This window comes from Rhizobium sp. CB3171 (genome assembly GCF_029714265.1).
Classification (GTDB): Bacteria; Pseudomonadota; Alphaproteobacteria; order Rhizobiales; family Rhizobiaceae; genus Rhizobium.
This window is the reverse complement of record NZ_CP121653.1, coordinates 201,427-215,213: the sequence shown is the minus strand read 5'-3', so window position 1 is coordinate 215,213 and position 13,787 is coordinate 201,427. Positions and strand designations below refer to the sequence as shown.

Genomic DNA, 13,787 nt, shown 5'->3' with positions numbered 1-13,787 from the left:
ATGGGAAATGTAACGCTCAACCGCGTGACGAAGCAGTTCGGCGCCGCCAGTGTCATCAAGGGCGTCGACCTTACCATCGAAGATGGCGAGTTCTGTGTCTTCGTCGGGCCGTCCGGCTGCGGCAAGTCCACGCTTCTGCGCATGATTGCCGGGCTGGAAGATATTTCCTCCGGTGGGCTCAGGATCAGCGGCAACGACATGACCAAGGTTGGTCCCTCGGAGCGTGGGGTTGCCATGGTCTTCCAGAGCTATGCCCTTTATCCGCATATGACCGTGGCCGAGAATATCGGCTTTGGCCTGCGTATGACCGGCCACTCCAAGGAAGAGGTCTCGCGCCGAACGAGCGCTGCCGCCGAGATGCTGCAATTGAAACCGATGCTCAGCAGGAAGCCTTCCCAGCTATCCGGCGGCCAGCGTCAGCGCGTCGCCATCGGCCGCGCCATCGTGCGCAATCCGCAAGTGTTTCTCTTCGATGAGCCGCTGTCCAATCTCGACGCATCGCTCAGGGTCCAGATGCGCACGGAAATCAGCAAGCTGCATCAGGATCTCAAGACGACGATGATCTACGTCACCCACGATCAGGTCGAGGCCATGACCATGGCCGACAAGATCGTCGTTCTGCAGGGCGGGTTGATCGAACAGGTCGGATCGCCGCTGGAGCTCTATCACCGGCCGAAGAACATCTTTGTCGCCGGCTTCATCGGGTCGCCGAAAATGAACTTCATCAAGACCAAGGCATCGCCCGCAGAAGGCGGCGCTAAAGTCGATCTCCCCGGTGGTCAGTCGATCACGCTAGAGGGCGGTTCGGTGAAGGAAGGGCAATCGATCACTCTCGGGGTCCGTCCCGAACATCTCGATCGCAGCGAAGGCGGAGACGCAACGCTTCAGGGCAAGGTGCGTCTTGCCGAATATCTGGGATCGGAAACGATGTTCTATATCACCCTTGCCGACGGCGCCGAGATTGCCGTGAAGGCGGACGGGCTGGCGAAGGCCAAGCCGGGCGACGAATTCTCCATCCATATTCCGGCGGCTGCCTGCCATCTGTTCGATGATGCCGGCAACGCTATCCTCAACGGGGACCTGACGAAATAATGCTCGGCGTTTGCTATTACCCAGAACACTGGCCCGAAAGCTGGTGGGAAAAAGACGCGCGCCGTATGCGGGCGCTTGGAATCTCCTATGTGCGCATCGGCGAATTCGCCTGGTCGCGCCTCGAGCCCTCACGCGGCTCCTTCGACTTCGGCTGGCTCGACCGGGCGATGGACACGCTGGCTGCGGCCGGCCTGAAAATTGTGCTTGGCACGCCGACCGCCACGCCGCCGAAATGGCTGATGGACGAATATCCCGAGATCGCTCCGGTGGACGAAGAGGGTAGAGTGCGGGGCTTCGGCTCTCGTCGTCACTACAGCTTCTCGTCGGAAGTCTGGTGGAAGGAATCGGCGCGTATCGTCGAAGCGGTCGCGCAGCGATACGGTTCGCACCCTGGTCTCGCCGGCTGGCAGACCGACAATGAATATGGCTGCCACGATACGAGCTTTTCCTGGGGCGCCCAAGACCTGAAGGCGTTTCGCCGCTGGCTTCGCCTTCGCTATCAGTCACCGCAGCAACTGAACGAGGCCTGGGGTTCCGTCTTCTGGTCGATGGAAGTTCAAAGCTTCGACGACGTCGCGCTGCCCAATCTGACAGTGACGGAGGCGAACCCTGCCGTCCGGCTCGATTTCTGGCGCTTCCAGTCCGATCAGATCGCCGCCTATGACCGAATGCAGTGCGATATCATCAGAAAGCACTCCCCGGATCGCTGGATAACCCATAACTTCATGGGCTTCGTCAACGATTTCGATCATTGGAAGGTTGGCGAAAACCTGGACCTCGCTTCCTGGGATTCCTATCCAATCGGCTTCGTGGAGAAATTTCCGTTCAGCGAGGAAGAGCGCGTGCGCTGGGCGGAAACATCCCACCCCGACATCGCCGCCTTCCATCACGATCTGTACCGCGGCGTCGGCAATGGCCGGTTCTGGATCATGGAACAGCAACCGGGGCCTGTGAACTGGGCACCATGGAACCCTGTCCCCAAACCGGGGATGGTTCGTCTTTGGACCTGGGAGGGCCTTGCCCACGGGGCCGAGGTTGTCAGCTACTTCCGTTGGCGTCAGGCGCCGTTCGCGCAGGAGCAGATGCATGCCGGCCTGAACCTTCCTGGCCTCGACGAGCTCTCGCCCGGAGGCAAGGAAGCCGCAATCGCCGGCCATGAGATCGATACCGTTGGCCCCTTGCAGAAGCCGGCGCGGGCGCCCGTCGCCATCGTCTATGATTATGAGACCTATTGGTCCACGGTCATTCAGCCGCAGGGCAAGGATTTTCGCTACGAAGAACTTGCCTTCCGCTGGTACGAGGCGGTCAGGAAGCTTGGCCTCAACGTCGATTTCGTCCGCCCCGGCGCGTCCCTCACGGGCTACAAGCTGGTTCTCGTTCCCTGCCTCATGCACGTCTCCGACGCGGCATTGGCGGCATTCGAGCAGGCGGATGGAACAGTGCTTTTCGGTCCGCGGACCGGATCGCGGGACCGCAACTTCCAGATTCCCGCCAATCTCCCGCCCGGGCCGATCGGCGAGCTTACCGGCATCAGGATCACGCAGGTGGCTTCCTTACGGCCGGGGCTTAGCGCCTCTTTGTCGGGCGCGATCAGCGGCCGGGCGACAAGATGGCGCGAATATCTTGAGACAGCGGCGGGAGCGGATGTCGTGGCAGCGTTCGACGATGGCAGCCCAGCGCTGGTGTCGAAGGGGAGATACGTCTATTTGGCCTGCTGGGCCGACGGCGAACTCCTCGACAATCTGATGTCGCACCTTGCCGCCGGGCTCGATCTGCCGACCGCTACCCTGCCCGATTTCATCCGCCTTCGTCGTGCAGGCAATCTCACATTCGCCTTCAATTACGGGCCGGACGCCTGGACGATCCCGGAAAAGCACGACTTCGTGCTCGGCGGCCAGGAAATCGCTCCATTCTCCCTCTCGGCGTGGAGATGACTACCGGACGTCCGCGGATGAAATGAAGGAAAGCGAATCCCCTTACCTCTTTGGTGAGGGGATTGCATATTGCTACCAGCGCTGCGCCAGATGGCAAAGACTTGCGGTGGGGAGGGATCAAGCGGGCCTAGAGGTGCCTTGCCGGTTGAGCTTTGCCCCGAACGCCCGCCTTTGAGGGTTGTTTGACGAGCTCGTGGGAAATGCCGGTCTGGGCAGACCACACGCTGCCGCTTAGCCGGTCGCCACTGCCTCTTTTATCGATAAGGCAATTTCATCTTCGCTGCGGCCGCCATTGATCGCGATACGTCCGGCGAAGACGAAGTGGGGTACTGACCGAACGCCCGCGGCCACTGATCTCGCCGCCTCCTGTTCGACGCGCCTGCACCAGGCGGGGTCGCAAGCGATCGCGTGGACTTCGGCGCGCTCGAACCCGTGGTCCACCGCGATATCGGCGAGCACGTCGGCATCGGCGATATTCCGCGCGCCGAGGAAATAAGCGCTGGAGATCGCTAATGCGAGCCTATGCTGTGTGCCGCGTTCGCGGGCAGCAAGGATGAGCGCATGTGCCGATTGCGTCGGATAGGCCCAAAGCTGCCGGCAGAGGTCGAGCGCCAGCCCGGAGGCCTGCGCCTCGGCCTCGGGCCGCGCGAACGCGGCCTTTGGATCGGTGACGCCGTAGCGTGCGCGCAGCAGGTCGGGAATGTAAAGCCCGGACGCCGGTGCATCCGGCATGAGCATCACCGGATGATGCCTGATATCGACGGCAAGGCCGGGGAAGCGCTCGGCCAGCACCTTGTCGAGTCGGTGTTGCCCGATGATGCACCAGGGGCAGGTGATTTCGGTAAAAAGGTCGATCTGCAGCATGGCGCCTTCCCATCAACCCTGCGGCAGCGGCGGGAGGATGATCTCGGCCCGGTCGCGTCTGGTGACGAGACCCCAGATCTCCTCGGCGACATCGTCGGGATCGAGCACCAGATATTTCGGATCGAGCGGCACGCCATTGGATGTCATGGCGCGAAGGCCGGTCGAGCGATCGAGGAACGCACCGATATTCACCGTACCGGCATAGACGCCCCTCTCCGCGACCTCAGCATTGAGGGTGAAGACGTAGTTGCGCGCCGCCGCCATCAGCGGTCCGACGCCGCTCATGCCCGGCATCGTGACCACTGCCGTCAGCCCGCCGACGATGACGACCGCGCCGTCGCCGCGCGCGAGCATGCCGGGCAGCACTGCATGCGACACCTCGACCGGCGCGAAGGTGAAGATATCGGCCATCGACCGCAGCCTTGCCGCGTCGAGTTCCGCCGCCGGCACAAAAGCCGCATCGGAGGGCACGGGCGCGTAGACGGCGACATCGATCGAGCCGAACCGATCCTCGATGGAGCGCACCAGCGTTGCGATGCCATCGACATCGGTGAGATCGGCCGGAAATGCCGCGGCCTCGATGCCGGCCTGGGCGAGCTCGGCCACACGCTCATCGAGCGGGCCGGCGCGGCGAGCGACAAGTGCTACGCGATAGCCTTCGCGACCGAACCGCATGGCCAGCGAGCTTCCGAGCCCGGTGCCGGCGCCGAAGAGGGCAATCGTTTTTCTGTCAGTCATAACTTACTCCTTGATGGCGGTATGTTTTACTGACCAGATATGATATGATGACTGCAATGTCGCAAGAACGCATATTTTCGAGGCCTAGTCACATGCATATGCCCACCCCGCCAACTATGCCCGGCACGGACCCCAGTTGCCGGAAAGTCAATGAGATCCTCGGCCGCATGGGCGACAAGTGGACGATCATGGCAATCACCATGCTGGCCGATCAGCCGCGCCGCTTCAACGAACTGAAACGGCTGATCGGCGGCATTTCCCAGCAGATGCTCACCCGCACTTTGAAGGCGCTGGAGCGCGATGGCATGGTGACGCGCAAGGTCTATCCGACCATACCGCCGCAGGTCGAATACAGCCTGACGGATCTCGGCCGCTCGCTTTCAGCGCCCCTGTTGCAGCTCGCTATGTGGGTGCTGGATCACCTGGGGGAAATCGAGGCGCATCGCGCCTTGCATGATGAAGGGGCAAGCTAGCCAAGGTAGCTAGCTAGTTTCCGTCCACAAACGACAACTTATTGATATTATTACGTGAATCTGAATTTTGCGCGGGTAAGGCCCGGCGGTTTCAGGTATACTTTGGGCTCATGCCACTGATTCCGAAGCACAATCTGCAACCGCCGGAGCCGACAATGCGCCAAGAACGCACCGTCCAAGCCAGTATATTCGATGTTTTCGCTACGCACGAGATCGGCCACGAACTGAAGGCGATGTCGCAGTGGCTGGACGAGCATCACGATCTGTTTGGCTTGGTGGGTCGGGATCTGGGTCGGCACGGTGTCAAGCCCACCGGACGGCAAGGGCTGCCGGCCGAGGCAGTGCTGCGTTGCGCATTGCTCAAGCAATACCGGCAGCTGAGCTACCAGGAACTGGCGTTCCATCTCGAGGACTCCGCATCGTTTCGGGCCTTTGCGCGTCTGCCGTGGTCATGGAGCCCGCAAAAGTCAGTGCTGCAAAAGACGATCAGCGCGATCCGACCCGAGACCTGGGAAGCGATCAATCGGGCGCTGCTGTCGAGCGCTCGGCAGGCGAAGCTGGAGGACGGCACGGTCGTGCGGCTGGACAGTACAGTGACCTCAGCACTCATACACGAACCGAGCGACAGCAGCCTGCTGTGGGATGCCGTGCGGGTCATGGTGCGCCTGCTGAAGAAGGCAGATACCTTGGTCGGCGCCGGCCTGGCATGGCGCGATCATTGCCGCGCGGCCAAGAAGCGTGCCCGCAAAATCCAGTTCACACGCGGTCAGCCCAATCGGGCCCGGCTCTACCGTGAGCTGATCGCGATCGCCCGCGCGACCTTGGCATATCTGAAGCAGGCAACCGAGCGACTGGGCGTGGCGAGCAATCCGCTCGTCCAACTCTGGCAGGCCCAGGTTTGCCGCTATCGACCGCTGATCGAACGCATCATCAAACAGAGCGAGCGGCGAGTACTGGCGGGAGAGAAGCTGCCGGCGGGCGAGAAGCTGGTAAGCCTGTTCGAACCCCATGCCGATATCATCGTCAAAGGTAGCCGCGAGACCGAATACGGCCACAAGCTCAACCTGACCACCGGCAGAAGCGGCATGATCCTCGATCTCGTGATCGAGGCGGGTAATCCGCCCGACAGCGAGCGGCTGCTGCCAATGCTGGAGCGCCACATCGCCGTCTATGGACACGCGCCGCGGCAGGCGGCGGCCGACGGCGGCTTTGCCAGTCGCGGCAACCTGGCCACAGCCAAGACCTGGGGCGTTCGCGACATGGCATTCCACAAAAAAGCTGGCCTCAAGGTCGAGGACATGGTCAGAAGCAATTGGGTCTATCGCAAGCTGCGCAACTTCCGCGCCGGTATCGAAGCCGGAATATCATGCCTCAAGCGTGCCTACGGCTTGGCACGCTGCACCTGGCGGGGCCTTGACCACTTCAAGACCTACGTCTGGTCCTCCGTTGTGGCTTACAACCTCGTCCTCTTCACCCGCCTCAAACCGACCTGAACTCCGACTAGCTTTTGGAATTACGCCGTCGCTACCAATGCCGGCCTTCATGGCGTACGCCTCAGCGCCGCCAACTGTATACTGTCCAACAACAAGCGCCCATGATCCTGTCGGTCGCCCTAAACTACTCTCTCCTCCAAGCACAAGCCCTTGTAAACGCGCCGAAATACGTATGTTTGTGGACGGAAACTAGCTAGCTCCTGCCCCTCATTGCGAGTGGTCTCAGTTGGCGGCCGTTTATGCAGCGCGACATAGCGAGAGGCAAAAACGGCTGCCGAGTTACTTTACCCTCGTAATTTCGCAATAGATGATGTTGCGGTTCTTTCCAAACCAGATGGATACATCTGTCTCTGCCTTGCTAGCGCTTGCATCGGCAATCATTTGCATGTCGTTTTCCGAACGCAGGAGCAGAGGCCAACTCATGAATGCTTCCATGTAGCCGTCGACTTCGATTTCCTGCGAGAAGTTCGCGAACAGGAAGGAGCCGCCGGGCTTGAGCATTTCAACACATTTGCGCGTCAGTTTGGCGGCAACCGGAAGCGTGAGGTAATCGTAGAGACCCGCAGCGTAGATGTAATCGAAATGTCCGAAAGCGTGCTTGTTGGAAAGCAGGCTCTTGACCGTGCCGTCCACCGCTTCGACGCATGTTCCGGCAAAATCGCGCGCAACCGTCCCCACGCTCAGCGGGTCCTGATCGAGCGCAATCCAGCGCCTGATTTTTCCTTCCCTAAGCGCAGTCGACAGCGTCGCTTCGCGAAGATGGCCCGATGCCATCGCCAAGACTTCGGCCGAGCCGGGTCGATCCTTGGCGTGCTCATCCACCCGTTGTGCGAGGATGTCGCGGCGTTCTCTCACCGCGACGGATGAGGACGCGTTTTTGGTGTATTCATATATCGCTCTGCCCAGCGCGGTGGATGCTGCGATTTCCGCCTCCACGATGGCATGACCATAAATGAAGTCGAGCAGATGCGCGTCACCGGAATAGCCCCGCGGTTTATCGAATGACCATTTCGTGAACGGATCCTGAAGCAGAAACTGTGCAACGGGATGGTTCTGCGCAAGGAAGACGATTTCGCTCCATATGCTGGCGTGAAACCGCCGGCGGATCTGATGCAACGCCTGCGATAGCCGGCTGACAATCGCATGAGGATCCACTTCGGATCGGAATTGTTGAAGCGATAAGTCGAGCGTGAGAGCAAGTTCCGCCTTGGCGATTACCATCTGGTCTGATGACGGAAGGTCGTCTGGCTTAGTCGGGCGAAAAATTTGTCCAGGTGCAATGAGACTCTCGCCGTCGAACTTAAAGCCTTGTGCCATTATGAACTCCGTTGACGCAATGTTAAGCATAAATATGTGGACGACAGAACGCGATTGGATTCTGCACGTCAAGAGGGTATTTCTAGCAGTACGAGCTAAATTTCGTGATTGACACGGACGGAACTTTTGGAAGCGGTGAACGCAGGTTTATCGGCAGCAATGCTCGGGAGGCATCGCCGCATGTTCTATGAGCAGTTATCTACAGAGCAGACCGCATCCGAAATTTCCGCAAAGGCTCCATTTGTAGACGGCGCTGTCCCGACAGAAAAACACCGTGGCTTTGCTTTGGAGATGAGGGCCGCCTACGCATCGGAAAACGATGCCGTCCGCCGGGAAGGCACGCGCAAGGGATTGTGGATGGCAGTCGTCGTCTATTTGGTCTTTGCCGCTCCCGATAGCTGGCTTATTCCCGATGTTGCGCCGCTGACAATCCTCATGCGGTTTGTCGTGGCGGCTATTGCGCTGCTGGCCTTTGAGACTTTGCGGTTGGCGAAGGCAAAGACCGTCTGGTTGGACAGCACTTGCGCATTGGCGCTGATCTTCGGCTATGCCGGCTGGCTTTATCCGGCTATCGCCACAGAATATGCGACGAGCATGTCATACTACATGATCTTCGGCGCGATTTTCATGATGGGCGCGAACCTGTTCTTCAGCTTCTCGTTTCGCCTGTCCGTCCTGACGTCCGGCACTGTATTGGCCGTGTTTTTTGCGGCTCTCTACAGTTCGTTTCCATCGACGCCGGCTTACCAGCTCGCTTTCGGACTATTTTACGTCTCGTGCTTCGTGTTCACGTCTTTCGTGAACTGGCGCCTGAATGTCGAGCGCTACAACGTTTTCCTGAATGCGGTGGAAGCGCGCCACCAGCATTGGGAGGCGGCAGAGCGCGGAAAGGCATTGCTGCGTCTTTCACACACGGATTACCTCACCGGCATCGAGAACAGACGCGCGATCGATCGGCGGCTGGATGAGTGCTGGAGCGCCTGGAAAGATAAGGGCCGCGAATTTTCCGTCATCCTGATCGACGTCGACTTCTTCAAGCGTTTCAACGACCGGTACGGCCATCAGGAAGGCGACCGCTGCCTGACGGTCATTGCCACGACGCTTCAGAAGCTGGTTGAGCGCCACGGAGGCATTATTGGTCGTTATGGCGGCGAGGAGTTCATCGTCGTCATGCCTTTGAAAGCGCAGGATGAAGCGATCTATATAGCGGGCAAAATTCGGCACCAAGTCGAGGCGCTCGCAATCCGACATGAAGAGCGGCCGGACGACACGCAGTTCGTAACGGTAAGTGTCGGCGTTGCTTTTATCAGCGAGCGATCCGCGGCAAAGGTGGAATGGCTTGTGCGTGAGGCCGACCTTGCGCTCTACAGTGCAAAAGCCTCCGGCCGCAATTGCGTTCGAATCTTTGATCCGGTGCTGCGGCGTCCGAACGAGGATGCCGGAAAATTGGTGCCGCTGCTGGCCGCAGCCATCGATCGGAGACTGGTATCGCTGGTCTATCAACCAATATTCGATCTCAGGGACGGGCAGATGAAAGCCGCCGAGGCTTTGATGCGGCTGCGCATGCCCGATGGAACCTCCGTGCCGCCAAGCGTCTTTATTCCGATCGCTGAGCGGACCGGATCTATTGTCGAATTGGGTCGCTGGGCGATCAAAACGGCATGTCAGGATATCCTGGCGTCCGACCGCATGGCCACGGTGAGCGTGAATGTCTCTCCGGTGCAGCTAAGATCTCCCGGCTTCGCCTCGAGCGTTGCAGCTATCCTCGAAGAAACTGGCGTCTCCGGGTCCCGGCTTGCATTGGAAGTCACCGAGGGCTTGGATATGGAGATGCAACCCGAGGTGCTGCAGTGTGTCGCCGATCTCCAGGCGCTCGGCGTCGAGATTTGGCTGGATGACTTCGGCTCCGGCTACGCCGGATTGTCGTGGCTCCGGGCGATCGAGTTCGACACCGTCAAGGTTGATCGAACCTTCCTGCATGATTGCTCGGACGAACGTGGCCTGACGATGTTACAAGACATGGTCGCCCTGATACGCAATCGGGGAAACACCATTCTGGTGGAAGGCGTGGAGACCGAGGCTCAGATGTCTGTCCTTCAGAGCCTCAGCATTGACCGGGTTCAAGGGTTTCATCTCGGCAAACCGGTGAGTGTCGATCTATTGCGGGCAAGTGCCTAGTACCTCTGAGCGAGCGGTCGACGAAGACTTCCTCGAAGTGTTATCGAAGATCGCAGCAGAGCGTCGATCGTATTTGCCGAAACTGTTCATTCTTTCTTAGTACTATACTTTAAACGCAGCTTTATAAGTTAGCGATATACGGATTTGAAACTGCCATGATGGCGGGTCGAACGCGAATGAACTGCGTCGTCTAGCCTGGGGTAGTTATTAGATGCTTCATACACTCCTTCGCTTCGCGCGGAGCAAATCCGGCAATTTCGGCACGATAACAGCACTCCTCGCCGTACCTTTGATCGGTGCGGCGGGCTTGGCGGTCGATATCTCGAACGCGCTCAGCTTGCGCAGCCAGCTCTATGCGGCTGCCGATGCGGCGGCGCTCGGAGCGATCGCGGAATCCTCAAGCGGCGTAGCGGCGGCCATGGCCATGTCTGGAGACGGCGTCGTGACAATCGGGCAGGACGACGCACGCAAGCTCTTCTTCGGCCAGCTCGCGAGCGATTGGAAGGGTGTTCCGGTGGATGTCGACGTCTCCGTAACGAAGGCAGCCAATATCGTAACGTCAAACGTCACGTTCCATGCGACTGTTCCAACGTCGTTTCTGCAGATCCTTGGCGACACGACCATTCCGATCGCCGGGGCAGCCACCGCGCAATACCAGACCGCCACCTTCATCGATTTTTACATGCTGCTCGACAATACCCCGTCCATGGGCGTGGGAGCGACCCCGACCGACGTCGCGACGATGCAAAAGAATACCAGCGACAAGTGCGCCTTTGCCTGCCACAACATGGATACGACGAACAACTACTACAATCTGGCGAAGAAGCTTGGGGTGAGCATGCGCATCGACGTGGTGCGCCAGGCAACGCAGAAGCTGACGGAGACGGCGACCACCAGCCGCTCGACGCCCGATCAATACAGGATGGCAGTCTATACGTTCGGCACACAGGCAGAGAAAGCACAGCTAACGACAGTGTCCGGCCTGTCGTCCGACATGGCGCAGGTCAAAAGCTATACCGACAATGTCGATCTCATGACCATTCCCTATCAAGGCTATAACAACGATCAGACGACCAGCTTCGACAACGCGCTCACCCAGATGAAGAGCAATATGGGCACGGGCGGCGGCGGCACAAGCAGCACCGATCGCGAAAAGGTTCTCTTCTTCGTAACGGACGGGGTTGGTGACAGCCAAAAACCATACACCTGCACGAAGCCCTTGACCGGCAACCGGTGCCAGGAACCGATCGACACCTCCTTCTGTCAGCCGCTGAAGGATCAGAACGTCAAGATTGCCATTCTATACACGACCTATCTGCCGCTGCCGGCAAACAATTGGTACAATACCTGGATCGCCCCGTTTCAATCGCAAATCCCGACGCGCCTGCAAAGTTGCGCTTCGCCGGGTCTCTATTTCGAAGTCAATCCGACGCAGGGCATCGCCGACGCAATGAACGCGCTCTTCCTGAAAATCATCAGAAGCCCTCGCCTGACGAGCTGAGGTTTCGCGCGATTTTTTCCGATTTATAAAATCGCGATCCGCGGCGGGAACAATACTCAGACTAGCGAGTTCGGTCAGCCGCCAGGGACACGCCTGGCCACTACCGTGCCCAAGGTGGTGTCATTTCCTATTGCCGTTGGCAGAGCCCTGTCCCTGCTAACGGCTTTTTTTGGTGCTCTTCTCAGATTTTGACCAATCATTCAGCAGCAAAGCCCAATCATTCAGCAGCAAAGCGTAGTCCGGCGTTTTCGACTGCCGTCGTGAAGGCGGCGCGCGCAGCACCAATCGGCAGCTTTCCGTCATGGGCATCGAAGAGGGCTTGGACCGTCGCCTGAAAAGCCATCGTGCTGCGGTCGCCGGGCCACTCTTCGAACATGTACTGAGCTGCACTTTCGGTGCTGTTGATAATGAGATACCTGCCCGGAACGGAGGTTCCGACCTTTACTGGATCATCCCACCACTGGCGCTTCATCTTCTTCAATCCCCGGGTCCCCGAACTGCGCCAGAAGACAATTGTTCCACGCTCGCAAGCAAACACCGACGATGACCCGCTTTTTCTTGCCCTGGCCGATCACGCAATGACGACCAGAGTGTCTGCAGCCGGTGCGAGGACCAGCGAGGCTGGTGGGACTGAAAAAATCGCTATGCAGTTGTGAAGCATGATCGTGCGTTCCAATCCTCACTCCCGCACGACAGAAAAACTGCGCGGTCTCAACCTCAAGCTTTGGTAGTTGGTGACTTTCAGACCCTAGAGGTTTATTTATTATGGAGTAGCGGGATCGCTAAATTGAGGGAGGGCGGCATGTATAATCTGATCGTCTCCAGCAGAGAAGAACCGTGGGACGGAACGCCATTTGAAATCGATTTAAGCAGATGCATCAGCATCTTTGAGTACACAGAAAAAGCGATAGCCGATAGATTTGACGTAACGACAGAGGCGTCGCAGCTACAGCTCATGAGGCTGCCGACCATATTTGCTCACGAAACTTTCCGTGAGCGCGCTCCACATTTTGGCATTATCCGAGACATTGCCATTCGCCAGAAGCTGGTTCACATCGACTATGAGATCCAACCTCTTCCAAAGTTTCTGAGCTGGCAGGACATGACGGATAAGCATTTTATCCTCGACCTTGGCGATTGGGAAATGAACCGCACGCATTGGGCGGTTAAGGATACGAATTTACCCAAGGAACTGCAGCGGCTGGGAATTACCCTACCCTCCTGGACGAACCCCGTGGGGCGCGCGATAAACATAAACTCGCATCGCTTCGATGTCGGTTTGTCGTTTCCCGCTGAAGCAACGGGCCTGGTTGCAAAAGTTGCAACTCAGCTTGAAAAGAACATCGGCCCCCACTCTTACTTTTATGACTACAATTACCAGGGACAACTGGCGAGGCCGACAACAGACCTTCTGCTGCGGGACATCTACCAGAACCGTTCCAAGCTGATCGTCATATTCATCGGCTCCGACCATCAGTCCAAGACTTGGTGCGGTATCGAATGGAACACTATTCAGCAAATTGCTGCTCAAAGAGCGCATGACCGCGTTATGTATGTTCGCCTCGACCATGGCGACGCGGAGAGCGATCTTGGAACTGACGGGTACCTGGATGCGTGGGAATTCAGCCCGAGCGAAATAGCGGATGCAATTGCCCAGAGAGTTCAGTTTCTCTAGAGCGGTTCAGCGTTTCACGGAGTAGCTTTCCCGCTCTATCTCTTTGTTCTTACGCATTCCTGACGGAAAACCGCTGCACACTTTTCCCGGAATTGCTCTAGCCGGCAGATCCGCCGCCCTCGATTTGTCCATCATGAGGAGCCGCGAACACGCGCCGATATGGAACGGGTATCGACGTGTGCTTTATGACGCCGCACGCCGATTCTTCTCATAACTGCGTCCGAGATCGTATTTCGGCAGGACGCCAAAAGCAGCACGGTATTCCTGAGAGAAGCGGCCCTGATGTATAAACCCCCAGCGGCGCGCGATTTCACTGACCGTCGCAGACGGCGTCGCCGTCAACAAATCTTGGCGTGCGCCATCAAGACGGAGCTGCCTTAGGTAAGCCATTGGGGTGACATTCAAAAATCGTCGAAAATTGATCTGCAACGCCCGCACGCTGACACCCGCTGCCGCTGCCATATCCGTGATCGTGATCGGCATTGCGATATGTGCTCTCGCAAACTCCAGCGCTCTTCGAAG

General features: G+C 58.5%; 12 protein-coding genes. 7 read left to right on the top strand and 5 right to left on the bottom strand.

All coding sequences use genetic code 11. From position 1 onward, the window contains the following. On the top strand, positions 1-1,092 hold the full coding sequence (ugpC, locus tag QA648_RS20240) for a sn-glycerol-3-phosphate ABC transporter ATP-binding protein UgpC (RefSeq protein WP_104826113.1): 1,092 nt from the start codon (positions 1-3) through the stop codon (positions 1,090-1,092). Then, positions 1,092-3,026, top strand: a complete 1,935-nt coding sequence (locus tag QA648_RS20235; RefSeq protein WP_260304674.1) for a beta-galactosidase — start codon at positions 1,092-1,094, stop codon at positions 3,024-3,026. Before ugpC ends, QA648_RS20235 begins: the two co-directional genes overlap by 1 nt. A gap of 231 nt (positions 3,027-3,257) precedes the next feature. On the opposite strand, the gene QA648_RS20230 is transcribed toward QA648_RS20235, so the two are convergent. Continuing rightward, positions 3,258-3,890, bottom strand: a complete 633-nt coding sequence (locus QA648_RS20230; protein ID WP_104826111.1) for a DsbA family protein — start codon at positions 3,888-3,890, stop codon at positions 3,258-3,260. Between the two features lie 12 nt (positions 3,891-3,902). Beyond that, entirely contained in the window at positions 3,903-4,628 is a 726-nt protein-coding gene (locus QA648_RS20225; protein WP_104826110.1) for an SDR family NAD(P)-dependent oxidoreductase, read from the bottom strand. Between the two features lie 92 nt (positions 4,629-4,720). On the opposite strand from QA648_RS20225, the gene QA648_RS20220 reads away from it, so the two are divergent. Next, positions 4,721-5,101: a helix-turn-helix domain-containing protein gene (locus QA648_RS20220; protein ID WP_104826109.1), complete on the top strand. Its 381-nt coding sequence runs from the start codon at positions 4,721-4,723 to the stop codon at positions 5,099-5,101. Between the two features lie 155 nt (positions 5,102-5,256). Beyond that, positions 5,257-6,594 carry an ISNCY family transposase gene (locus QA648_RS20215; RefSeq protein ID WP_283046984.1) on the top strand — a complete coding sequence of 446 codons (1,338 nt, stop codon included), beginning with the start codon at positions 5,257-5,259 and terminating at the stop codon, positions 6,592-6,594. A 279-nt stretch (positions 6,595-6,873) separates the two neighbouring features. Here QA648_RS20215 and QA648_RS20210 read toward each other — a convergent pair whose 3' ends face one another. Continuing rightward, on the bottom strand, positions 6,874-7,911 hold the full coding sequence (locus QA648_RS20210) for a class I SAM-dependent methyltransferase (RefSeq protein ID WP_104826108.1): 1,038 nt from the start codon (positions 7,909-7,911) through the stop codon (positions 6,874-6,876). Between the two features lie 291 nt (positions 7,912-8,202). Here QA648_RS20210 and QA648_RS20205 point away from each other — a divergent pair, with 291 nt between their 5' ends. Both QA648_RS20205 and QA648_RS20200 read left to right on the top strand, forming a co-directional pair. After that, a complete protein-coding gene (locus tag QA648_RS20205) occupies positions 8,203-10,089 on the top strand; it encodes an EAL domain-containing protein (protein WP_245464218.1) in 1,887 nt (628 codons plus the stop codon). A 211-nt stretch (positions 10,090-10,300) separates the two neighbouring features. Beyond that, positions 10,301-11,590, top strand: a complete 1,290-nt coding sequence (locus QA648_RS20200) for a VWA domain-containing protein (RefSeq protein WP_260304673.1) — start codon at positions 10,301-10,303, stop codon at positions 11,588-11,590. A gap of 217 nt (positions 11,591-11,807) precedes the next feature. Here the strand turns inward: QA648_RS20200 and QA648_RS20195 are convergent, their stop codons facing one another. Then, entirely contained in the window at positions 11,808-12,062 is a 255-nt protein-coding gene (locus QA648_RS20195) for a DUF982 domain-containing protein (protein WP_245464217.1), read from the bottom strand. A gap of 330 nt (positions 12,063-12,392) precedes the next feature. Here QA648_RS20195 and QA648_RS20190 point away from each other — a divergent pair, with 330 nt between their 5' ends. Then, a complete protein-coding gene (locus QA648_RS20190) occupies positions 12,393-13,265 on the top strand; it encodes a TIR domain-containing protein (protein WP_260304671.1) in 873 nt (290 codons plus the stop codon). A 183-nt stretch (positions 13,266-13,448) separates the two neighbouring features. Here the strand turns inward: QA648_RS20190 and QA648_RS20185 are convergent, their stop codons facing one another. Beyond that, positions 13,449-13,748 carry a helix-turn-helix transcriptional regulator gene (locus QA648_RS20185; protein WP_283053200.1) on the bottom strand — a complete coding sequence of 100 codons (300 nt, stop codon included), beginning with the start codon at positions 13,746-13,748 and terminating at the stop codon, positions 13,449-13,451. Positions 13,749-13,787 lie beyond the last annotated feature (39 nt).

What these genes read in the sequence shown, in the direction of transcription:
- ugpC (WP_104826113.1), top strand. Translation starts at nt 1, where the DNA reads ATGGGAAATGTAACGCTCAACCGCGTGACGAAGCAGTTCGGCGCCGCC.
- QA648_RS20235 (WP_260304674.1), top strand. Translation starts at nt 1,092, where the DNA reads ATGCTCGGCGTTTGCTATTACCCAGAACACTGGCCCGAAAGCTGGTGG.
- QA648_RS20230 (WP_104826111.1), bottom strand. Translation starts at nt 3,890, where the DNA reads ATGCTGCAGATCGACCTTTTTACCGAAATCACCTGCCCCTGGTGCATC.
- QA648_RS20225 (WP_104826110.1), bottom strand. Translation starts at nt 4,628, where the DNA reads ATGACTGACAGAAAAACGATTGCCCTCTTCGGCGCCGGCACCGGGCTC.
- QA648_RS20220 (WP_104826109.1), top strand. Translation starts at nt 4,721, where the DNA reads ATGCATATGCCCACCCCGCCAACTATGCCCGGCACGGACCCCAGTTGC.
- QA648_RS20215 (WP_283046984.1), top strand. Translation starts at nt 5,257, where the DNA reads ATGCGCCAAGAACGCACCGTCCAAGCCAGTATATTCGATGTTTTCGCT.
- QA648_RS20210 (WP_104826108.1), bottom strand. Translation starts at nt 7,911, where the DNA reads ATGGCACAAGGCTTTAAGTTCGACGGCGAGAGTCTCATTGCACCTGGA.
- QA648_RS20205 (WP_245464218.1), top strand. Translation starts at nt 8,203, where the DNA reads ATGAGGGCCGCCTACGCATCGGAAAACGATGCCGTCCGCCGGGAAGGC.
- QA648_RS20200 (WP_260304673.1), top strand. Translation starts at nt 10,301, where the DNA reads ATGCTTCATACACTCCTTCGCTTCGCGCGGAGCAAATCCGGCAATTTC.
- QA648_RS20195 (WP_245464217.1), bottom strand. Translation starts at nt 12,062, where the DNA reads ATGAAGCGCCAGTGGTGGGATGATCCAGTAAAGGTCGGAACCTCCGTT.
- QA648_RS20190 (WP_260304671.1), top strand. Translation starts at nt 12,393, where the DNA reads ATGTATAATCTGATCGTCTCCAGCAGAGAAGAACCGTGGGACGGAACG.
- QA648_RS20185 (WP_283053200.1), bottom strand. Translation starts at nt 13,748, where the DNA reads ATGCCGATCACGATCACGGATATGGCAGCGGCAGCGGGTGTCAGCGTG.